This is a genomic window from Limimonas halophila, assembly GCF_900100655.1.
Taxonomy (GTDB): Bacteria; Pseudomonadota; Alphaproteobacteria; order Kiloniellales; family Rhodovibrionaceae; genus Limimonas; species Limimonas halophila.
The window spans coordinates 509424-531285 of record NZ_FNCE01000002.1 but is presented as its reverse complement, the minus strand read 5'-3'; the positions used below and the strand labels follow the sequence as shown (position 1 = coordinate 531285).

Below are 21862 nucleotides of genomic sequence, written 5' to 3'. Positions count from 1 at the left end.
GGAAGTGGGCGGACCGAAAGCGTCACGGGACACGTTCGATGGCTCTCCGGGTGGACCGTCGATGGCCGGACCCCGCTCGGAATCAAACACGCTGGGGGTGTTGTGATGGAAGGCAAGATTTTCGTGGCGGATGCCAACCGCCTGTGGCGTGACGGGATCCGGCGCATCCTCGACGGCAGCAAGTTCGAGTTGGCCGGCGAGGCGGACAACCTGAGCGGCCTCACCAACGCGCTGGCCGAAACCAGCGATCGGCCAGAACTCGTGGTCGTGGACGTGGACGTCCTCAACGGCGACGTCTCCGCCAGCGTCGACGCGGTGCGTCAGCACGCGGGCGACGCGCGTATCGTGGTGCTGGCCGGGCGCGATAAGGCGGCGGAATTGCTCGAGTGCTTCCGTGCCGGCGTGGACGGGTGTCTGCTCAAGGACATCACCAGTCCCGCGTTGCTGGAATGCTTCGACGTGATCCGCCTGGGCGAGCGGGTGTTCCCGCCGGAACTGCTCACGATGGTGATGGACAACCAGCACCCCTTCTCGGCCGCGATCAACGACCGTTCGGGCTATTCGCGCCTGTCCGAGCGCGAGCGCGAGATCCTCGCGTGCCTCGTCAACGGACACTCGAACAAGGCGATCGCCAACAACCTGCGGGTAACCGAGGCCACGGTGAAGGTTCACCTCAAGAGCATCCTGCGCAAGATCAACGTGCAGAACCGCACGCAGGCGGCGATCTGGGCGCTGCACAACGGCATCAACCAGCCGCCGGCGACCGTCACCGGCCAATCGTCGGACCTGCCGCGCCCGTAACAGCGCGACCATCAAACGGCTTCCGGACAAACAAAGGCCCGGCGGGTGAATCCGCCGGGCCCTTTTTCGTCAACCGGCGCGTCGAGCCGGCCGGTTACTGGTTCATCGTCTCGAAGAAGTCGGCGTTGGTCTTGGTGCGGCGCAGCTTGTCCAAGAGGAACTCCATGGCGTCCATGGAGCCCATCGGATGCAGGATGCGGCGCAGCACGATCGTCTTGTTGAGCCGTTCCTCGTCCAGCAGCAGCTCCTCGCGCCGGGTGCCCGAGGGGCCGACGTTGATGGCCGGGTAGGTGCGCTTGTCGGCCAGCTTGCGGTCCAGAACGATCTCGCAGTTGCCGGTGCCCTTGAACTCCTCGAAGATGACTTCGTCCATGCGCGAGCCCGTGTCGACGAGCGCCGTGCCGACGATGGTCATCGAGCCCCCCTCTTCGATGTTGCGGGCGGCGCCGAAGAAGCGCTTGGGCCGCTGCAGGGCGTTGGCGTCCACGCCGCCGGTCAGCACCTTGCCCGACGACGGCACGACGGTGTTGTAGGCGCGGCCCAGACGGGTGATGGAGTCCAGCAGGATGACGACGTCCTTCTTGGCCTCCACCAGCCGGCGCGCCTTTTGCAGCACCATCTCCGTCACCTGGACGTGGCGCTGCGCCGGCTCGTCGAAGGTGGAGGACACCACCTCGCCGTGCACCGAGCGCGCCATGTCGGTGACTTCCTCGGGGCGCTCGTCGATCAGCAGCACGATCAGGTAGCACTCGGGGTGGTTGGTCTCCACCGCGCGCGCGATGTTCTGGAGGATCATCGTCTTACCCGCGCGTGGCGGGGAGACGATGAGCGCGCGCTGCCCCTTGCCGAGCGGCGCCACCAGGTCGATGACCCGGTTGGTCATGTCCTTGTCCCCGGGCACCTCCAGGTTGATCTTGTCCTGGGGGTACAAGGGCGTGAGGTTGTCGAAGTTGATGCGGTGGCGCAGCAGGTCGGGCGTGTCGAAGTTGACGCGGTTGACCTTGAGCAGCGCGAAGTAGCGCTCGCCCTTGTTCGGGGAGCGGATCTCGCCTTCGACGGTGTCGCCCGTGCGCAGGCCGAAGCGTCGGATCTGCGAGGGGCTGACGTAGATGTCGTCGGGCCCCGGCAGGTAGTTGGATTCCGGTGAGCGCAGGAAGCCGAAGCCGTCCTGCATGATTTCCAGCACGCCCGAGCCGTAGATCGAGATATCCTGCTGGGCGAGGCGTTCGAGAATGGCGAACATCATTTCCTGCTTGCGCAGGGTGCTCGCGTTCTCGATGTCCAGCTCCTCGGCATAGGCGAGAAGGTCGGCAGGCGATTTCGCCTTCAGGTCTTGCAGATTCATGTCGCTTGAAACGCTGCGTTCGACGATGGCGGGGAGGGGCGCACGACGGAACCGACCGTCGGCGCGGGGAAAGGCTAACATCTAGGTGGGCTAGCTGCGCCGCAGCGTCAAGTTGTGCCGCCGCGGCCGCGACGTGGCAAGCCCGAGTTTGTCGTGCGCGCTCGCCCGGAAGGGGAAGGGGGCGTGACGGTTGTGGCAAAAGGTGCAGCGCTCAACGGCGTGTGACGCCAACGTCCGCGCCCGTCCCATACCGTCATGCCCGGCCTTGTGCCGGGCATCCACGTATCCGGTGGTTGCGCGCATCCACGTGGCGGAATTGCGGTTTGGTGCTGTGTGCACCGCCTTCAACGCGGTGTGACCGGGGCTGCCCATGCGAGCGCCGGAGGTCGTCCAAATTCGACGCGATTTTTGGAGCCATCCGCCAAGTGTTTGATGCGGTATTCGGCGAAAAGGAAATTCCGTAGAATTTTTTATAACAGTCCCGATAAAATTCCCTCGATGTCGTGTCCGGAAAAAATATTCAAGTATTAACGTGCTGTTAAGGTTTGGATGATGAGTCTGGAGGTGACGACGCAGAGACGCGAAAGCGTCACCACAGCGCGGATCGAACACACATCGGCCACCCAAGGAGGGAACGCCATGTTTACCACGATCAAGAATCTCCTGCGTGACGAGAGCGGCGTCACCGCCATCGAGTATGGTCTGATCGCGGCGCTGGTCGCGGTGGCCGCCGTTGGCGCTATGGAGACGCTGGGCACGGGCATCAGCGACATCTTCGGCACGGTCGAGAGCAACCTGAGCACTGGCAGCAGCAGCGGCGGCTGATGCTGGTTGATCCGGGTCCCGCGGCCGGCACCAGGCCGGTCGCGGGCCGGTAACCCGGCGCGGCCAGTGGGGAGGATGCCGTCATGCCCGTACACCCGCTTGCCATCGGCCTCGCCTGCGCGGTGGCGGCGCTGGTCGGCGTCGCGGCCGTCCACGATGCGACGGCCCGGCGGGTGCCCAACGCGGTGTGCCTCCTGCTGATTGCCATCTACCCGGCGATCTTCGCCACACCGGCCGCGCCCCAGCCGATCTGGGGCGGGCTGGCTGCCGCCCTCGCGGTGTTCGCCGTCGGGGCCGTGGTTTTCGCCGCCGGCTGGCTCGGCGGCGGCGACGTCAAGTTGCTGAGCGTGCTGGCGCTCTGGGCCGGGGCGGCGCACGTCGCCGAGCTTTTGCTCATCACGGCGCTCGCGGGCGGTGTCCTGGCGCTCGCCGTGCTTGTTTACAGCCGCGCCGTGGCCGTCGTTCCGGCCCTGGCGATCGGCAGCCGCGTGCCGAAACAAGCGACGCTGCCCTATGGGGTCGCCATCGCGTGCGGCGGTCTCTGGATCGCGGCGACCCTGATCGGCGCGGCGTAAGCGGCGGCCCGACCCGCCGCCGACACCCGTTCAAGCCGGCGCCCGGATGGCTCCGTGATCCGGTCGCGGAAAGGAGGGTGCCATGCGCATCCGCTTGATCCTCCTTCTGACCATCGCCCTCGGCGCCGCCAGCGGCGCGGCGTATCTCACGCAGTCCTGGCTGAACGCCGAGCGCGCGGCCCGCGCCGAGGTGAAGACCGACCGCGAGCCCGAACAGCCCACCGTCCAGGTGCTGGTCGCGACGAAGGATCTTTCGGCGGGACGAATCCTCAAGGACGACGACCTGCGCTGGCAGGCGTGGCCCGAGGGCGGCCTGTCCGACAGCTACATGCTGAAGAGCGAAAAGGCGGACCCGGAGCTGGAGGGAACCGTCCTGCGCCGTTCGCTGCCGCAGGGCACGCCGGTCACCGACAAGATCGTCGTGCGTCCCGGCGACCGTGGATTCCTCGCCGCCATGCTGGGAGAGGGGATGCGCGCGGTCAGCGTGCCCGTGGACGCCGCCGCCGGCCTGGCCGGGCTGGTCTACCCCGGCGACCACGTTGACGTGATCTTAACGCACGAGATCGATAAAGATCAGGCGAACGCGAAAGCGGACCGGCGGGCGAGCGAGACGGTGCTCAGCGACATCCGCGTGCTCGCGCTGGATCAGCGCACGGCGGATGACGAGGGCAAGCGGACGGTCGCCAAGACGGCCACCCTGGAGGTCACGCCGCGCCAGGCCGAGCGCATCTCGCTCGCCAAGAGCATGGGCACCCTCAAGCTCAGCCTGCGGCCGGTGGTCCGCGACGGCGAGACGCCGGCGGACGATGCGTCGGCGATCGCTGCGAGTCAGATGAGCGGGTTCGTGCACGTGCCGAGCCGGGCGAGCGACGACAAGCACGAGGTGAGCGTGATCCGGGGCGACAAGGCCGCCAAGCGCAGCTTCGAGACGGGATCGTGATGGGCGCGCGCGCACTCCGCCGTGGGCTGGCGGCGCTCCTGGTCGTGCTCGCGGCGCCGGCGGCCGCGCAGGTTGTGGACGGAAGCACGCAAACCGTCGACCTGACGCCGGACGAGGCGAAGGTCGTGCGGCTGGACGCCCCCGTTTCCAGCGTTTTCGTGGCCAACCCGGACATCGCCGATGTCCAGGTCAAATCGCCGCGCCTGGTCTACGTATTCGCCAAGGAGGTCGGGTCGACGACCCTTTTCGCAGTGGGCGACGACGACCGTGTGGCGGCGAGCTACAAGCTCGATGTGGGCCACGACGTTCGGGGCCTGACGCGGGCGCTGCGCGAGATGCACCCGGATCAGCCCATCGACGTGCGCTCCGTGGAAGGCGCGCTCGTGCTGGAGGGCACCGTGGACGCCGCCGCGGCGGCGGAGGACGCGCGCCGCTTGGCCCAGGAATTCGCCGACGAAGAGAACATCATCAATCGGATCGAGGTGAATGCGCCCACCCAGGTGAACCTGCGCGTTCACGTCGCCGAGGTCGAGCGCGACATCACCGAGTCCTACGGCGTGCGCTGGGACAACATCTCCGAGGAGATCTTCGGCGAGGTTTTCCGCTTCATGGGCGGTTCGCTGTCCGGGGCCGCCGGGGCGTTCACCTTCGGCGCGGCCGGCAGCGGGGGCGCCACCGAGGCCTTCCTCGACATCCTCGCCGAGGAGAACCTCGTGCGCGTGCTGGCGGAGCCGAACCTGACGGCGATGTCCGGGGAATCCGCCAGCTTTCTAGCCGGCGGCGAGTTTCCGATCCCGGTCGGTTCGGACACCGAGGACGGCGTCACGGACATCGAGATCGAGTTCAAGGAGTTCGGCGTCCAGCTGAAGTTCATGCCGGTCATTCTCGACGACCGGCGCATCAGCCTGAAGGTCTCGCCGGAGGTCAGCGAGCTGAACTTCGCCGACGGCGTCGAGCTTTCCGGCACCGAGGTGCCGGCCATCGACACCCGCCGCGCCTCCACCACGATCGAGCTGGGCAGCGGGCAGACCTTCGCCATCGCGGGGCTGCTGCAGCAGCAGCGCCAGCAGAACCTGCAAAAGCTGCCGGGCCTGGGCGATGTGCCGGTGCTGGGCGCGCTCTTCCGCTCGCAGAGCTTCCAGCGCGGCCAGACCGAGCTGGCGATCATCGTCACGCCCTACATCGTCGAGCCCTCGCAGGGGCGCGACTTGGCCTCGCCCGCGGACGGCATGATCGCGCCCAACGACATCGAGCGCCTCTTCTTCGGCCGCTTCCACGGCGAGATGACGGCGCGCCAGCAGCGCGCGCACGAGAAGCTCAAGGGGCGGGAGCTGGCCGGCCCCGCCGGCTTCATGCTGGAGTAGTGCCATGACCGGGCTGCGCCGAGCCGCCATCCGCCTGACCATGCTCGCCCTGGCCGGTGTGATGGGGGCCTGCGAGGTGCCCACGCCCGCGCCGAAGACCAGCGCGCCGGGGCACCACGAAATCCAGGTGGAGCGCACGCGCTACAGCCACGCGGTCAGCTTCCCTTCGGGCGCGTCGGAGTTGCCCGGCGAGGCGCGCACGGCGCTGCGGGCCTTTCTGGATCGGACCGGCACGCGCACGAACGACCGCATCGTGGTCACGGCCGCCGGCCGCGCCGGGGCCGATCTCGCGCCGGCCCGGCGCAACGCCGTGCTGCGCTACCTGCGGCGTCTGGGCTACCGGCCCGCGGACCCCCCGGCCGCCGGACACGGCCACCCAATGCCGGATGCCGACGCCCTGGTGCGGGTGACGCGCTATCACGCCCGGCTGCCGCAGTGCCCGGACCGCAGCCGCACCAGCATGAGCGACTTCCACAATCTGCCGACCAGCAACTTCGGCTGTTCCGACACGCACAACCTGGGGCGCATGGTGGCGAACCCGCGCGATCTGCTGCGCGGCCGCACGCTCGGCCCCGCCGACGCCACGCGCCAGAGCAAGGCCATCGCCGACTATCGCACCGGCGAGCTGCCCAAGCTCGAGGACGGGAACGGCGGCGGCGAGCAACAGCAGGAGGGTTTCAGCTTCTCGGGCAATCCCCTGAGCGGTCAGAGCCGTGGAGGGTCCGGGCAATGAGCCTGGCGAAGCTCAAGCCGGTTCCCGAGGAGCCGGGCGACGCCGGCGAAGCCTTCGCCGCCTTCGTCGCCGACGACGCCAGCGCGCAGGCGGCCAACGCCGTGGCGCGTCAACGCGGCTGGGACACGGGCGAGGTGCGCCACGGCGATCTCTCCGCCGCGCTGCGCCAGCTCGGCATCGTGCCGCCCGCGGCCGTGACGGTCGTGGACCTGGACGACGCGACGGCCACGGAGCGCACGCTCAGCGCCGTCCGCGATCTTGCCGCCGCCACCCGGCTCGTGACCCTGGGCACGCACAACGACGTCGAGCTGTATCGCCGCGTCGTGGACGCCGGGGCGGCGGACTATCTGGTCAAGCCGGTGGACGCCGAGACCCTGGCCGACGCGGTGGCGCGCGCCGAACAACAGGTCAGCGGCACGCACGCCCAGGCCCCGGCCCAGCGCGGGCGCTGCATCGCGGTCACGGGCGCGCGCGGGGGCGCCGGCACGACCACGGTGGCGGCGAGCCTGGCGTGGCTGATCGCGGAAACGCACGCCCGCTCCGTCGGCTTGCTCGACCTGGACCTGCAGTTCGGCAACATGGCGCTGTCCTTCGACGTCGAGCCCGGCTCGGGCCTGCGCGAAGCCGTCGAGGACCCCGAGCGCGTGGATGAAATCTTCATCGACCGCACGGCGGTCAGCCTGGGCGACCACCTGGACCTGCTCGCGGCGGAGGAGTCGCTGGACGATGTGCCGGCGCCCGGCGAGCACGCCGTCGCCCGGCTGCTGGCGACCCTGCGCGAGCGCTACAACGTCACCCTGGTGGACCTGCCGCGCGCCCTCGTGGCCGAACAGCCCGACGGCCTGGAGCAGATCAGCGACCTCGTGATCGTCAGCGATCTCTCGCTGGTGGGGCTGCGCGACACCAACCGCCTGCTGCGGTTCTTGAGCCACCAGCCGGGTGTGCCGCAGCTGCACGTGGTCGCCAACCGCGCGGGGCGCGGGTCGAAAGGGCAGGTCGCGGTCACCGAGTTCCAGCGCGAGTTGGAAACCGGCCTGACGCGCACCGTCAGCTTCGAGCCCGAGGTGGCTGCCAAGGCGGAAATGGCCGGCAAGCCGCTGCCCGCCGCCGCGGCCAAGAGCCGGGCTGGGCGCGACCTCCACCGCCTGATGGCGGATCTCACCGCGCCCGCGGCATCCCGGCGGCGCGGGCTGCTGGCCCGGCTGCTCGGCGGCTGAAACGCTTCGCCCCGAAGGGAGGTCGGCAGTGGCCGAGGACATGCCCCCGGACTCCGCGCACGACCACCGCTCGGACGCGAGGGCGGACCGCGCCGCCGGCGACGGCGCACCGGCCGACGACCGCGAGCGCCTGGTCGCGCGCGTCGGCGCCATGCTGCGCGAGCGCGTGCCGGCGGAACAGGCGGCCAAGGCCTCGCGCCGGGCGCTGGCACACGAAACCGGGCGCTGCCTGGACGAAGCGCTGAGCCGCGACGGCGCGCAGGTGACGCTGCTGGAGCAGCGGAACCTCATCACCGAGGTGCTCAACGCCTACATCGCCGAGCTGGAACAGGCCGCCGCGCCCGCGGACGCCCCGGCGGACCCGGCCGAACCGGCCGCCGCGCCAACCGAGCCGGGGCAGGCGTCCGCCCCGGTGGAAATGCCGGCGGAGCCGCGCACCCGCGCCGGCGCGGACGGGCAGGGCAAGCAGCGCAGCCGCGTGGCGAGCGCCAAGGCCTCGGTTCAGCCCGTCGTGATGGAGCGGATCGACGTCGGTGTCGCCGCAACGCTGCCGGCCGAGGAGCTGGAGCAGCAGATCGGCGAGATCGTCAACGAGGTTCTCAGCGAACAGCGCATCCAGCTCAACCTGACAGAGCAGCGCCAACTCGTCCGGCTGCTCGTCAACGACATGCTCGGCCTCGGCCCGCTGGAGCCGCTGCTGGCGGACGAGAGCGTCACCGACATCATGGTGAACGGCGCCAAGCAGGTGTACGTCGAGCGCCAGGGCAAGCTGGAGCTCACCGACGTCGAGTTCCGCGACGATCAGCACGTCATGAACATCGCCACGCGCATCGTCACGCGCGTCGGCCGACGCATCGACGAGTCCAACCCGCTGGTGGACGCGCGGCTGGAGGACGGCAGCCGCGTCAACATCATCGCGCCGCCCCTGGCGATCGACGGCCCCTCGATCTCCATCCGCAAGTTCGCGCAGAAGCGCATCACGCTGGAAGTGATGGCGCGCCAGGGGAACATCTCCCAGGCGCTCGCCCACCTGCTCGGCATCGCCACCCGCTCGCGCCTCAACATCCTCGTCTCCGGCGGCACGGGCTCGGGCAAGACGACGCTGCTCAACGCCATGTCGCGCATGATCGACCACGGCGAGCGCATCGTCACGATCGAGGACGCGGCCGAGCTGCAGCTCCAGCAGCCCCACGTCGTGCGCCTGGAAACGCGCCCGCCCAGCCTGGAGGGCGGCGGCGAGATCACGATGCGCGATCTGGTCAAGAACGCCCTGCGCATGCGCCCCGACCGCATCATCCTGGGCGAGGTGCGCAGCCAGGAAGCCCTCGACATGCTCCAGGCCATGAACACCGGCCACGAGGGCTCGCTGTCCACGGTCCACGCCAACTCCCCGCGCGAGGCCCTGACGCGGCTGGAGAACATGGTGGCGATGTCGGGCGTGCAGCTGCCGCCCGCCGCGGTGCGCCAGCAGATCGCCGACGCCATCCACATGATCGTGCAGATCTCGCGCATGCGCGACGGCCAGCGCCGCGTCATCAAGGTGAGCGAGGTCGTCGGCATGGAGGGCGATGTCGTCACCACGCAGGATCTCTTCACCTACGAGGTCGACGGCGAGGGCACCGACGGCCGCCTGCGCGGGCGCTTCGAAAGCAGCGGCCTGCGCCCCGCCTTCACGCCGCGCGCCGAGTACCACCGCCTCGGCCAGGCGCTGCTGGAGACGATGGGATGCCGCTGACGCCCACGCCCGCGATGGTCGCGGCGGCGGTGTTCCTGTGCACCCTGCTGTTCGTCCTGGCGGCGGGCGGTGCGGTCTTCGCGGTGAACGCGGCGCGCTTCAAGCGCCGGCGGCTGGCGCGCGCGGCCGGCGGATCGGCGGCGGCCGCGGCGGCGAGCGGCGCGGATCGGGCCGCCCAGAGCGTGCGCCGGGCCGTGCCGGGCCGTTTCCAAAAGCTGGAACTCGCGCTGCACAAGGCCGTGCCGGGCAGCAAGGGCATCCAGGCGCTGCTGGCGCGCACGGGCGCGTCCGTGCCGCTGTCGGCGTATCTGCTGGGATGCCTGCTGGTGGCGGCGGTGGTGGCGCTCGCCGCGCGCGTCGCGGTCGGCCTGCCCTGGGGCGTCGCGGGTCCCGTCGGGATGCTGGCGGGCTACGCGCTGCCGCGCGCGCTGACGGGCTACCTGGCCGCCCGGCGCGTGAACGCCTTCATCGCCGAACTGCCGGACGCGCTCGACGTCGTGGTGCGCGGGCTCAAGGCCGGGCTGCCCATCAGCGAGATGATCGGCAACGTCGCCGACGACTTCGAGGGGCCCGTGGGCAGGGAGTTCCAGCATGTCGCCGACACGATGCGCCTGGGCAACACCCTGGAAGAAGCGCTGTGGGACGTGGCCTCGCGCATCGGCGTCTCCGAGTTCTCCTTCCTGGCCGTGAGCATCGGCCTGCAACGCGAGACGGGCGGCAACCTCACGGAGACGCTGCAGAACCTGTCCGACCTGCTACGCCGGCGCCAGCAGATGCGGCTGAAGATCAAGGCGCTGTCGTCGGAGGCGCGGGCCAGCGCCTACATCATCGGCAGCCTGCCTTTCATCATCGGGGCCATGATCTACCTCGTGAACCCGGACTACATCGCCACGCTCTTCACCGATCCCACGGGCCACTACATGCTCGCCGGCGCGGCGGTGAGCGAGGCCGTGGGCGTGGCGGTCCTCATCAAGCTGATGAACTTCGAGATATGACCGACACCCTTGCGGCCATCGGCGGACCGGTCGTGCTGATCTCGCTCGCGGCGGGGGTCAGCGTCTTCGCCGTGGTGCTGGCGACGAGCCTGCTGGCGGCGGGCCGGCGCGAGCGCTTCAACCGCCTGCGCGCGGCGGCGCTGCGTGACGGCGGCGACGCCGGGGTGGGCCACCGCCAGGGCCCGCAGCGCGACGAGCTGGTGGCCGTCATCCGCCCGCTGGTGGACCGCTTCAACGTCGTGAAGGACCGCCAGGTGCGCGCCTTGCGCCACAAGCTGGCCCAGGCCGGCTGGCGCTCGCGCGATGCCCTAACGGTCTACATGTTCGCCAAGCTGGCGCTGCCGGCCGCCTGCATCGCCGTCGCCGCGCTGGGGCTGGTCGTGGTTGCACCCAAGGACACCGGGCTGATGATCCAGATCGGCGTCGTGCTGGCGGCGGGGCTGGCCGGGAGCTATGCGCCCGAGGCCGTCATCCAGCGCCGCGTGGAATCGCGCATGCGGAACATCCGCACGGCGCTGCCGGATGCGCTCGACCTCATGGTCATCTGCGCCGAGGCCGGCCTCAGCCTGGACGCGGCGATTTCGCGCGTGCAGAAGGAGATGGGCGAGGCCAGCCCGGACCTGGCCGACGAGTTGCGCGTGACGGCGCTGGAGTTGCGCTTCCTGCCCGACCGGCGCCAGGCGTTCGAGAACCTCTCGCGCCGCGTCGACCTGCGGCCCGTGCGGGCGCTGGTGAACACCCTCTTCCAGACGGAGAAGTTCGGCACCCCGCTGGCTCAGGCGCTGCGGGTGCTCGCCAGCGAGCAGCGCAACGAGCGCATGCTCAAGGCCGAGGAAAAGGCGGCCCGCCTGCCCACGATCATGACGGTGCCGCTCATCGTCTTCATCCTGCCGGCGCTCTTCGTCGTCATTCTGGGCAGCGCCGCCATCGACCTCATCGAGGTGTTCGGGTCGATGTAAGGGTTAGGACGCGCGTTCGAGCAGGGCCATCGACGCCGGCTCGCCGCGCACCCGAACGGTGAACTGCCGCGAGATGGCGAGCCCCGCCGCCTCGGCGGCCTCGCTCAGGATCTCGCCGTCACCCGCCAGGATGACGCCGCGCCAGCCCTTGGCGGCGGCCGTGCGCGCGATTTCCGCCAGCACGCCGCGGTAGAGCGCCGGAGTGCCGTCGGCGTCGCCGAACTGCTTGCCGAAGGGCAGGTTGGCGAGCGTCAGCGTCACCGCGCCGTCGGGAAGGTCGAGCTCGCGCGCGTCGCCCGGTTCCACGCTGGTGTTGGCGAGGTGGGCGAGGTTGCGGCGGGCCGTCTTCACCGCGCGGCGGTCGGTGTCCATGCCGTACAGCTCGGCTTCGGGCGCGTAGGCGCCAGCTTCCGCCAGCAGCGTGCCGCTGCCGCAGACGGGGTCGAGGATGACGTCGCGGTCCTTGGGCTTGCCCTGAAACGCCAGGGCCGCGGCGATCGTGGGTGGCAGGCTGCCCTCGCGCTCGGCCCGGCGCTTGTCGCGGCCACGGACCGCCGCGGCCTCGCGCTCGCGCACGCAGATGTAGTAGGCGGCCTCGACGCAGAAGACGAAGACCGTCGCGCCGGCGCTCTCGTCGATGCGCAGACCGCGCCGGCCCAGCTCCTTGCTCAGCCAGCGCCCCATGTCGAAACGGTTGAACTGCTTGCCGTCCACGCTGACCGCGATGCGCCAGCGCTTGCCGCGCCGCTTCAGCCCCTGCGCCAGCTGGTCGAGCTGGTGCGCCGACACCTTGTAGCGCCCGAACGCCAGGACGCGGTGGACCTCCTCCGCCACGCGCAGCTCGTCCGCGCGCGGAAAGCGCGGCGGCTTGGGCAAGAAGAGGAGGTCGTGGTTGCGTTGCCACAGGAAATCCACGCGCGCCTTGGGCGGCAGGACGCCGGTGTAGCGGCCCTCCGCGCGCAGCACGCGCGCCAGCCCCGGCGCGCAGCGCAGCAGCAGCGCGTCGGGCGACTGGGCGGGGGCTTCCCCTTTCGACGAGCGGGATCGGGTGCGCGGACGAGTCATGGTCGCTGGCGGGTGGCAGATTCATGTGAACGTGGCAAGATCGGCCGTGCGAATGGCCACTCAAAACTTGGCTGAGCGAGGAACCGGATGCGGCTGGAAGCCGACGCGCTGCGCTGGCACTGCGATCCCGAGGCGCTCGGGTTCGCGACCACGGACGAGCTGACGGACCTGGATTACGCGCTCGGGCAAGAACGCGCCGTCGAGGCCTTGACCTTCGGCCTCGGCATGGGGCGCGACGGCTACAACATCTACGCGCTCGGCGCATCGGGGGTGCACAAGCACGAGCTCGTCCAGCATCACCTGGAGGCGGACGCGCACAATCGTGAGCTTCCCTCCGACTTCTGCTACGTCAACAACTTCGAGGAACCGCACCGGCCCAACATCCTCAAGTTGCCGGCCGGGCGCGGGGCCGACTTCAAGAACGACCTGGACACCTTCGTCGACGACCTGCGCGATTCCCTGCGCGCGGCCTTCGAGAGCGACGAATACCGCACGCGCCGGCAGATGATCGAGCGCGAGTTCCGCGAGGAACAGGAAAAAGCGGTCAACGAAATCGAGCGCGAGGCGCGCGAAAACGGCATCACCCTCCAGCGCACGCCCGCCGGCTTCGGCTTCGCCCCGCTGACCGAGGACGGCGAGGTGATGTCGCCGGACAGCTTCCACCAGCTCGATGCCGACAAGCAGCAGGAGATCCAGCAGGAGATCGAGCGGCTGCAGCACCGCCTGCAGGAAGCCCTGCAGCAGATGCCCAAGTGGCTGAAGCAAACGCGCGAGAAGATCCGGCAGCTGAATGCGGACACCGCGTCCCAGGCGGTCGGGCATCTCGTGGAGGCGCTGAAGCGGCGCTACGATCCCTTGCGGGCCGTGCAGGACCACCTGGACCGCATCCAGGCCGACATCGTGGACAACGTGGACGCCCTGCTGGCGCGCGGCGATCAGGGGGAGATGCAGGCCGCGCAGGGCGAGCAGACGGAAGCGCTGCTGCGCCGCTACCGCGCCAACCTGATCGTGGACAACCGCGGGCGCGAGGCGGCGCCCGTGGTCTACGAGGACGAGCCGAGCTACGACCGCCTGATCGGCCGCATCGAGCACCGCGCCGAGATGGGCGCGCTGACCACCGACTTCCACCTGATCCGCGAGGGCGCGCTGCACCGCGCCAACGGCGGCTACCTCGTCCTCGACGCGCGCAAGGTGCTGTCGAAGCCGCTCGCCTGGGAGGCCCTCAAGCGCACGCTGCGCGCGGGCGAAGTCCGCATCGAGTCCCTGTATCAGGCGCTCGGGCTGATCTCGACGGTGTCGCTGGAGCCGGAACCCGTGCCGCTGTCGCTGAAAGTCGTGCTCATCGGCGAGCGGCTGCTGTACTATCTGCTCAGCGAGCTGGACCCGGAATTCAACGAACTGTTCAAGGTCGCCGCCGACTTCGAGGAGCGAACCGACCGGTCCGACGGCACGCGCGACCTCTACGCCCGCGCCGTGGCCACGTTGGCGCGCCGCAACGAGCTGGCGCCCTTCTCGGCCGCCGGGGTTGCGCGGGTGCTGGAGCACGCCGCTCGGCTGGCGGCCGATCAGGACAAGCTGTCCATCGAGATGGAAACCATCGCGGACACCCTGCGGGAGGCCGACTTCCACGCCCGCCGCAACGGCAACAATCCGGTCGAGGCGGCCGACGTCGACGCCGCCATCCGCGCGCGCGAGCGCCGCATGGGCCGCGTGCGCGAGCGCATGCACGAGGAAATCCTGCGCGGCACCGTCCTCATCGACAGCGACGGCACGCGCGGCGGTCAGATCAACGCGCTGACGGTGATGAGCCTGGGCGGGGTCAGCTTCGGGCGGCCCACCCGCGTCACGGCGCGCGCCGGGATCGGGCGCGGCAACGTCGTCGACATCGAGCGTGAGGTGGCGCTGGGCGGCCCCATCCACTCCAAGGGCGTGCTCATCCTGCACGGGTATCTGGCGGCCCGCTACGCGCGCGAGCGCCCGCTGTCGCTGAGCGCCAGCCTCGTGTTCGAGCAGTCCTACGGCGGGGTCGAGGGCGACAGCGCCTCGCTCGCCGAGCTGCTGACGCTGCTCTCGACCATCGCGGACGTGCCGTTGCGCCAGGATCTCGCGGTGACGGGCTCGGTGAACCAGCACGGGCAGGTGCAGCCCATCGGCGGCGTCAACGAGAAGATCGAGGGCTTCTTCGAGGTCTGCAAGGACCGCGGGCTGACCGGTGAGCAGGGCGTCGTCATCCCCGACGCCAACCGCAAGCACCTCACCCTGCGCCAGGAGGTCGTCGACGCCGTGCGCGCGGACAGCTTCGCCGTGCACGCCGTTAAGACCGTGGACGAGGCGATCGAGCTCTTCACCGGCATGCCCGCCGGCACGGAGGACGCGGATGGCCGCTTCCCGGCCGACACGTTCAACGGCGCCGTCCAGGCCAGTCTGGACGCGCTGGCGGAGAAGCGTCGCCAGTTCGGCCTGCCCTCCGAGGCGCGGCGGAACAGCACGGGAGAAGCGTGATGGCCGGGCGCATCGTGGTTGCCGTGGACAGCCCGGAGCCGGGCGCGCGCATGCTGGAAGCCGCCGCCCGCTTGGCCGTCCGGCGGCGGGCGGAGTTGATGGGGCTCTATGTCGAGGAACGCGCCTTCCTGGATCTGGCGGGCTTCCCGTTCAGCAAGACGCTGCGCCCCGGCGGCGGCTGGGAGGCCGTGGACCCGGCGACGATGCAGCGGGCCTTCGAGACGCGCGCGGCCGAGCTGGAGCGCGAGCTGGCCCGACTCGCCGAGCGCTGGCGGCTGCGCTGGCGCTTCCAGGCGGACCGGGGCGTGCCCGCCGAATGCCTGCTGGCGAGCGCCCAGGAGGCCGACATGCTGGTGCTCGCGCGCAGCCGCAGCCGACAGGCCCCGCGCGCGGGCAGCACGGCGCGGCAGGCGCTGGCGCGCAGCCGCATTCCGGTGATGATCCTTGACCCGGCGCTGAGCGAGCCCGAGCGCGTCACGGCCGTTTTCGAGGGCGACGAGCGCGTGTTGGCGGCGGCGGACGATCTGGCACGCGCCTACGAGCGGCCGCTGGAGGTGCTCGCGGTGCCGGCGGCGCCGGACGACACGACGCGGGCGGAGGCCGCGGCCGCGTGGCTGCACGCTCGCGGCTGGCCTGAGCGCGTCACGCGCTGTGAGACCGGCCGCGATCTGGGGGCGACCCTGGCCGAGCGCGCCGGCGGGGTCACGGTCGTCGGCGCCAGCGATGACGGCGAACTTGCCACGCTGGTGGACGCCGCCCGCGGGCCCGTGCTCGTGGTGCGGTGACTCGGCGTGGTTCGGTGACTCCGTCGGGTGTTCGCGTTTTGTAAGCGTTGCGGCTTGTCCAGCCGCCCATTCGGCCTCATCTCTCCGGACGCTCCCGAACGTACGCTCGATATGTTAGGGTTTTGACTCACGAGATCACACGAAATTTCAGGCATTGGGGAGGCCAGACCGTGACGCCGGATCACTGGCAAATGGCCGGTCGCGAGCCCACGGTGCGCGACGTGCTCGCCGACCCGATCGTGCGCATGCTCGCCCGCAGCGACGGGCTGAGCGAGCGTGAGATCACCGCCGCCATCCGCGCCGCCCGCAACACCCAGGAAGCTCCCGAACCGGCGCTGGCGTGAGTCAGCCGTCGGCCTCGAGGGCGCGCGCGATCGCGCAGTACGACTCCACCGACAAATCCTCTGCCCGCGCGGTCAGGGGAACGCCCGCGCGGGCGGCCAAATCGGCGGGCTCGCCCAGGCTTTTCAGACTCTGTCGCAGCATTTTGCGGCGCTGGCCGAAGGCCGCCCCCGTCACGCGCTGGAGCGTGGCGCTGTTCGCGGGGGCCAGCGGCGCCGGGCGCGGGGTGAGCTGCACCACGCCGGACCACACCTTCGGCGGCGGCGTGAAGGCCTGCGGCGGCACCTTGAACAGCACCCGCGCCGCGCACAGCCACTGCGTCAGGATCGAAAGCCGACCGTAGGCCTTGGTGCCGGGTGCGGCCACCAGGCGGTCCGCAACCTCCTTCTGGAACATCAGCGTGAAGCCCGCGGCGGCGTCCGGATCGGCGGCCAGCTCGTCCAGCCAGCCGATCAGCAATTCCGTGGCGACATTGTAGGGCAGGTTCGCCACGACCGTGCGCGGCGGCGGCCCCAGATCGGCCAGCCGAAGGTGCTGGGCGTCGGCCTTGTGCGCGGTTAGCCGGCCCGGATAGGCCTCGCCGAGTTCCGCCAGCGCGGCGAGGCAACGCGGATCGCGCTCCACGGCGACGACGTGGCGCGCCCCGGCGGCCAGCAGCGAGCGGGTGAGGCCCCCCGGGCCCGGCCCGATTTCGATGGTCGTGCCGTGCGTGAGGTCGCCAGCCGCACGCGCGATCCGGTCGGTGAGGTTCGCGTCGAGCAGGAAATGCTGGCCCAGCGAGCGCCGCGCGTTCAGGCCGTGGCGCCGGATGGTTTCGCGCAGCGGTTCAAGCTCGGGCATCTCGGAGCAGCTTACGACACATGCTGATCGGCCGCGGCTCGGTTCGCCGCCATCGTGCGCGCGGTGCGCAGAGCTTCCAGCAGGCTCGTGGGGTCCGCCGTGCCGGTGCCGGCGATGGCGAAGGCCGTGCCGTGGTCGGGCGAGGTGCGCACGAACGGCAGCGCCAGGGTGACGTTGACCCCGCGCGCGAAATCCAGGGTTTTCAGCGGGATGAGCGCCTGGTCGTGGTACATGCACACGGCCGCGTCGTAGCCCTCGCGGGCGGCCGCGTGGAACAGCGTGTCGGCCGAGAGCGGGCCGCGCACGTCCAGCCCTTCGGCCCGCAGGGTGTCCAGCGCGGGGCCGATCAGCTCGATCTCCTCGCGCCCCATCGTGCCGTCCTCGCCCGCGTGAGGGTTGAGCCCCGCCACGGCGATGCGCGGCCGCGCCACGCCGAAATCCCGGGCGAGGGCGCGCGCGGTCGTGCGCACGGCGTGCTGGATGGCCTCGGGCGTGAGCGCGCCCGGCACGTCCTTGAGCGCGATGTGGACGGTCACGGGCACCACGCGCAGCTCAGGCGCGGCCAGCATCATCACCGGTTCGGGCGGTGTGCCGCCCGCCGCGGCCAAGTGGGCGAGGTATTCCGTGTGGCCGGGGTGCGCGAAGCCGCCCGCGCGCAGCACCGTCTTGGCGATGGGGTTGGTGACGACGGCGCCCGCCTGGCCGGCCTGGACGAAATGCACCGCGCGGTCGATGGCCTCCACGACGGCGTGGCCGTTCGCCGGGTCCGGCTGGCCCGGCGTCACCGGCCGCGGAAAGCCGTGCGGCAGCACGGGCAGGGCGGTGGCGAACACCGCGCCCGCGTCGGCCGGCGACTCGACGCGGGCGACGGGCACGGTCCAGCCCAGATCCGACGCCAGCCGGGCCAGCCGCTGCGGATCGTCCAGCACGGCGAAGGGCGGGACGTCGGCGCCGCGTCGGGCCAGCCACGCCGCGAGCGTCAGCTCCCCGCCGATGCCGGCCGGGTCGCCGGGCGTGAGGATCAGGGGCGCGGGGCGGCCGGTCATGGGCTCACCCGCTTACATCCGGATGTCGATGTTCGCCTGCTCCCGCAGGTCGCGCATGTAGCGCTGCGCCATCATGTTCACGCGCTCGCGCAGCAGGTTGCGGCGGATGCGCTGGCGGTTCACGCCCTCGGTCTCGCGGCCGCAGACCGCGAGCAGCGCCACGCCGTTGCTCAGCTGCAGCGGTTCGGAGACGCCGCCGACCGCCACCGATCCGACGGCGGCCTGAATCTTGTCCGGCAAGTCCGCCATCTTGAGCGTGCCCAGGTCCACGGCGCTGACCCCGGCGTGGCTCTCCGCCAGCCCGCTGAGACTGTCACAGCCGTCCACATCTCCGCGAAGCTTGCCGGCCGCCTGCCGGGCGGCGTCCACGCTGCGGCCGTCGGTAGCGAAGCGCAGCTGCTTGAGCTGCAGGCGCGTGGTGCCGGCGCTGATCCGGCGCGTGTCCTGAAGACGCAGGACGTAGGTGCCGGCGTAGGTTTCGACCGGCCCGGCGATCTCGCCCGGCGACATCGTCTTGAGCCGCTCGCGCGCCTTCTCCGGCAGGGCCGAGGGCGTGATCCACCCCAGCTCGCCGCCGTTCGCGGCGGACGGCGCCTCGGAGAACTGCCGCGCCACGGCCGGGAAGTTGGCGCCGTTGCGCAACTCGCGCACGAGCCGCCGCGCGGTGGCGCGGGGATTGCGGTCGGTGCCGCTGTCGTCCGAGGTCAGCACGATCGTCTGCACCTGATACTGGCGCTGCCCGTGCTGCGCCTTCAGACGCGCCACCTCACTCTCCACCTCGTCCTCGCCGACGTCCACGCGCTGGCGGATGCGCTCACGGATGATGTTCTGCCAAGCCCGACTGGCGCGCACCTGCTCCCGGTAGATGCGCGGCGAGATGCCGTTGCGCTTCAGCATGGTGTTGAAGCGCTCAACCGACATGTTGTTGCGCTGCGCGACTTGGCGCATCTGCTTCTTCACCGTCTCGTCGGCGACGCCGATGCCAAGGCGCTGAGCTTCCTGGATGCGCAGCCTCTCGTTCACCATCGTGCGCAGCACCTGCTGCATCAGGCGCTGGCGCTGCTCGCGCGTGTCGCTGGGCAGGTCCGAGGACAGCATGACCAGCCGCACCCGCATGCGCAGGTCGGTGACGGTGATGACCTCGTCGTTCACCAGGGCGGCGGCGCGCATTTCCTGCTGCGCGGCGGCGGTGCTCGGCACGCTGGCGATGGTCAGAAGCGCGAACGCGCAGGCGAAAAGCAGGTGGCGAAGCATCGGCGGTCTCCGTCGCCGGCCCGGCCCGCGAGGGGCGGGCGGTTGCGAACGCAGCACTTTACGAAGGTGGAGCATGCGCGACAACGCGGGAGCGTGCGGTTCCGAGCACATCGCGGGTGGTTCGCGCGGTCACGGCGAGCTGCCCACCGCGCCAAGGTGCTCGAACACGAAGCGGAACTTCACCGAGGTCTCCGGGTCGATGCCGCGGTCCCGGAAGTCTTCGCGCTCGACGAAGAAATCGAAGCGGAAGCAGTCGCAGTGGTAGCTGACGCCGGCTTCCGTGGACAAGGCCGTGCCCGATTCCAGGTCCTGGCGGTGCAGGGCGCGCACCGACCAGTCACGGGCGATGCGGCTGGAGACGTCGACGAAAAGCTCCTCGCGGTCGCCGAAGCTGGAGGTGCCGGCCGTGGTCTCGCTTTCCAGCAGGGTGTAGGCGAGGTCGACGTTGAACGCGGGCGCCCCGGCGCTCAGCCCCACCTCGCTGCGCCGCATGTTCAGGGAATCGTCGTCCAGACGGTAGCGGTACGACAGATCGATTCCGGGGTGCGGGCGCAGGTTGGTGCGGCCCACGATGTCCGACAGATCGCCGTCGGCGCCGCCCACGGACTCCGGCGTGTCCGAATCGCCATTCAGGCGGTAGCTCTGCCCGATCACCGTGGAGAACAAGCTGCCGCCGCCGTCACGGTAGAGCGTGTAGTCCAGCCCGTAGTCGATGCGCTGGCCGGTGCTGACGCGGTCGCGCCCGGGAAAGCGGTTGAGCTGGAAAAGGTTCGTGGTGTCGAAGGTGAAGTCGCGGCTGTCCTCGTTGGGGATGGCGCCGTCGTTGGCGGCATTGGGGCCGACCACCACCTGGGCCCGCGGCGTCAGCACCTCGCGGCCCAGGAAGCTGGTGCGCGTGAAGGGCAGGCGGTAGCTGGCGGCGGCCTGCGGATAGAGACGGCCGGCAACGTCGCCGCCTTGAGCGAGCGCCGGACCCGGGTTCACGTCGGGGTTGCCGGGCGCGACGCCGTCGGTCTGGTAGGCGTCGGCGTAGAGCGCGGTGGTGATCTCTGCCGTGCCCCCGAGCGCGTCCGTGAAGGCGCGTTGCCAGCCGACCGTGCTCGACAGTCGGCGGCTGTCGCGCCCGTCGAGCCGGGAGATGGCGACGGCGCTGGCGTCCAGAAAGCTGCGGCCCCCGAGCACGCTGTCGCGGTCGAGGGTGGAGAAGCGAAGCTCCGGCCCGACGATGGGCAGCTCTTCGTCGTCGTCGCGCTGGCGCGTGCCTTGAAAGCCGATGGCGCGGGCGGAAAAGTAGCTCGCGCCCTCGAATCGCTCCAGAAAGGCTTCGCTTTCCAGAAAGCGGTCGCTGCCGAAATCGTAGACGCGCAGGAAGGTGTCGTCGCTGGCCACGCGTGCGTCGAAGCCCCAGCGCCATTCGCGGTTGATGTGGAATTGCCCCTCGGTGTCCAGGTGGCCGCGGAAGATGTCGTCCTCCTGGCCGGACCCGGTGTCGCGATCGGCGACGGTGGCGCTGCCGGCGATGGAAAAGCGCCCGCGCTTGGTGCGCTGGCGGTATCTGGCGGCCAGCGCGGGGCCCTCCTCGGTGGTGATGATGGGGGTCAGCGTCAGGTCGCGGTGCTTCGAGATGGCGAAATGGTAGGGCACATCCACGCGCGTGCCGAGTTCGCCGGAAACCTCGAAATTCGGCGCCAGCAGCCCGCTGGCACGCGGTTTGTCCGGCGCCGGGTGCTGCAAGTACGGCGTATAGACAAGCGGCACGCCCAGGATTTCCAGGCGCGCGTCGCGGTAGGTGAGCGTCTTCTTTTGCTGATCGTGGACGACGGTGTCGGCCTTGAGCTGCCAGAAGGGGGTGTCGTTGGGGCCGCTGACGCAGCGCCGGCACGGGCTGTAGACGACCTTGCGCATCTCGGTGATCCGGTCGTCGACGCGCACCGCGCTGGCCGCCGCAGCGCGCGAACGGTCGGTTAGCAGCATGCGGAAGCTGCGCGCCGCCGCTTCCTCCAGGTCGCCGGTCACCTTCATCTCCTCGGCGAACATGACCTCGCCGCTTGCCAGCAGCAGCGAAACGTCGCCGCGGGCGGTGAGGACGTCGCGCGCCCGGTCATAGGCGACCTCGTCGGCCATGAGGATGCGCTCGCCGCGGCTGATCTCGACCTCGCCGCGGGCCGTCACGGTCTCGGCGTCGCGGTCGACGGTCACCTCCTGCGCCTGGAAGAGCGTTGGCGGGCCGTCGTCGCCCGGTTCGATGCCGACCGCACTTCCGCCGGCGAGCGCGCGGACCGCCATGAGCAGTCCGATGGCCGCCATCGCCAGCACCCGGAAGATGGCCGCGTTCGCCCCCCGCATCGCGGCAGCCGGTCCCCCATGCAGCGTGAAAACGGGGCAGAGCATGCGGGCGAAGCGCGCGCGCGTCCAGGCCGCACACACCCCCATGCCCGTTGACCGGCACAGGGGGTGGCCGTTGGCGGTCGCGTGCGCGAGATTGACAGGCTGCGCGCGCCGCGCCTATCGCCGCCACCGACGGCCAACGCGTCCGGTT

19 protein-coding genes are annotated in these 21862 nt (G+C 70.5%); 13 read left to right on the top strand and 6 right to left on the bottom strand.

The features are described from left to right. Positions 1-105 precede the first annotated feature (105 nt). A complete protein-coding gene (locus BLQ43_RS05480) occupies positions 106-801 on the top strand; it encodes a LuxR C-terminal-related transcriptional regulator (protein ID WP_090019100.1) in 696 nt (231 codons plus the stop codon). Between the two features lie 94 nt (positions 802-895). On the opposite strand, the gene rho is transcribed toward BLQ43_RS05480, so the two are convergent. After that, on the bottom strand, positions 896-2146 hold the full coding sequence (gene rho / locus BLQ43_RS05475) for a transcription termination factor Rho (protein WP_090019099.1): 1251 nt from the start codon (positions 2144-2146) through the stop codon (positions 896-898). Positions 2147-2698: 552 nt separating this feature from the next. Here rho and BLQ43_RS05470 point away from each other — a divergent pair. The 9 genes from BLQ43_RS05470 to BLQ43_RS05430 all read left to right on the top strand — a co-directional run bounded on the left by BLQ43_RS05470 (position 2699) and on the right by BLQ43_RS05430 (position 11489). Beyond that, positions 2699-2971, top strand: a complete 273-nt coding sequence (locus BLQ43_RS05470) for a Flp family type IVb pilin (protein WP_437123469.1) — start codon at positions 2699-2701, stop codon at positions 2969-2971. Positions 2972-3054: 83 nt separating this feature from the next. Beyond that, positions 3055-3546, top strand: coding sequence for an A24 family peptidase (locus BLQ43_RS05465; RefSeq protein WP_090019097.1), 492 nt, complete (start codon positions 3055-3057; stop codon positions 3544-3546). A gap of 82 nt (positions 3547-3628) precedes the next feature. Continuing rightward, positions 3629-4486 (top strand): Flp pilus assembly protein CpaB, encoded by an 858-nt coding sequence (gene cpaB, locus BLQ43_RS05460; protein WP_090019096.1) that lies wholly within the window; start codon positions 3629-3631, stop codon positions 4484-4486. Then, positions 4486-5850, top strand: a complete 1365-nt coding sequence (locus tag BLQ43_RS05455) for a type II and III secretion system protein family protein (RefSeq protein WP_090019095.1) — start codon at positions 4486-4488, stop codon at positions 5848-5850. The genes cpaB and BLQ43_RS05455 overlap by 1 nt, the downstream gene beginning before the upstream one ends. Positions 5851-5854: 4 nt before the next feature. After that, the gene (locus BLQ43_RS05450; protein WP_090019094.1) at positions 5855-6583 is read left to right on the top strand and encodes a CpaD family pilus assembly protein; all 729 of its coding nucleotides are present in this window, start codon (positions 5855-5857) and stop codon (positions 6581-6583) included. Then, positions 6580-7800 (top strand): CpaE/TadZ family protein, encoded by a 1221-nt coding sequence (locus BLQ43_RS05445; RefSeq protein WP_090019093.1) that lies wholly within the window; start codon positions 6580-6582, stop codon positions 7798-7800. Before BLQ43_RS05450 ends, BLQ43_RS05445 begins: the two co-directional genes overlap by 4 nt. A gap of 28 nt (positions 7801-7828) precedes the next feature. Then, on the top strand, positions 7829-9535 hold the full coding sequence (locus tag BLQ43_RS05440) for a TadA family conjugal transfer-associated ATPase (protein WP_245659458.1): 1707 nt from the start codon (positions 7829-7831) through the stop codon (positions 9533-9535). Next, on the top strand, positions 9526-10530 hold the full coding sequence (locus tag BLQ43_RS05435; RefSeq protein WP_090019092.1) for a type II secretion system F family protein: 1005 nt from the start codon (positions 9526-9528) through the stop codon (positions 10528-10530). The genes BLQ43_RS05440 and BLQ43_RS05435 overlap by 10 nt, the downstream gene beginning before the upstream one ends. Then, positions 10527-11489, top strand: a complete 963-nt coding sequence (locus BLQ43_RS05430) for a type II secretion system F family protein (protein WP_176758532.1) — start codon at positions 10527-10529, stop codon at positions 11487-11489. Before BLQ43_RS05435 ends, BLQ43_RS05430 begins: the two co-directional genes overlap by 4 nt. 3 nt (positions 11490-11492) lie before the next feature. Here the strand turns inward: BLQ43_RS05430 and BLQ43_RS05425 are convergent, their stop codons facing one another. Beyond that, positions 11493-12554, bottom strand: coding sequence for a TRM11 family SAM-dependent methyltransferase (locus tag BLQ43_RS05425; protein WP_090019091.1), 1062 nt, complete (start codon positions 12552-12554; stop codon positions 11493-11495). Between the two features lie 87 nt (positions 12555-12641). Between BLQ43_RS05425 and BLQ43_RS05420 the strand changes: the two genes are divergently transcribed. From BLQ43_RS05420 to BLQ43_RS14535, 3 genes are all read left to right on the top strand, one after another. After that, positions 12642-15056, top strand: a complete 2415-nt coding sequence (locus BLQ43_RS05420; protein ID WP_090019090.1) for a Lon protease family protein — start codon at positions 12642-12644, stop codon at positions 15054-15056. Further along, on the top strand, positions 15056-15841 hold the full coding sequence (locus BLQ43_RS05415) for a universal stress protein (RefSeq protein WP_090019089.1): 786 nt from the start codon (positions 15056-15058) through the stop codon (positions 15839-15841). The genes BLQ43_RS05420 and BLQ43_RS05415 overlap by 1 nt, the downstream gene beginning before the upstream one ends. Positions 15842-16032: 191 nt before the next feature. Continuing rightward, positions 16033-16185, top strand: coding sequence for a hypothetical protein (locus BLQ43_RS14535; protein ID WP_176758531.1), 153 nt, complete (start codon positions 16033-16035; stop codon positions 16183-16185). 1 nt (position 16186) lies between these two features. Here the strand turns inward: BLQ43_RS14535 and rsmA are convergent, their stop codons facing one another. The 4 genes from rsmA to BLQ43_RS05395 form a co-directional block, all read right to left on the bottom strand. Beyond that, the gene (gene rsmA / locus BLQ43_RS05410) at positions 16187-17023 is read right to left on the bottom strand and encodes a 16S rRNA (adenine(1518)-N(6)/adenine(1519)-N(6))-dimethyltransferase RsmA (RefSeq protein WP_090019088.1); all 837 of its coding nucleotides are present in this window, start codon (positions 17021-17023) and stop codon (positions 16187-16189) included. Positions 17024-17034: 11 nt separating this feature from the next. Next, positions 17035-18069 (bottom strand): 4-hydroxythreonine-4-phosphate dehydrogenase PdxA, encoded by a 1035-nt coding sequence (pdxA, locus tag BLQ43_RS05405; RefSeq protein ID WP_090019087.1) that lies wholly within the window; start codon positions 18067-18069, stop codon positions 17035-17037. Between the two features lie 12 nt (positions 18070-18081). Further along, the gene (locus BLQ43_RS05400) at positions 18082-19323 is read right to left on the bottom strand and encodes a peptidylprolyl isomerase (RefSeq protein WP_176758530.1); all 1242 of its coding nucleotides are present in this window, start codon (positions 19321-19323) and stop codon (positions 18082-18084) included. Between the two features lie 129 nt (positions 19324-19452). Continuing rightward, entirely contained in the window at positions 19453-21669 is a 2217-nt protein-coding gene (locus tag BLQ43_RS05395; RefSeq protein ID WP_176758529.1) for an LPS-assembly protein LptD, read from the bottom strand. Positions 21670-21862: the final 193 nt, after the last annotated feature.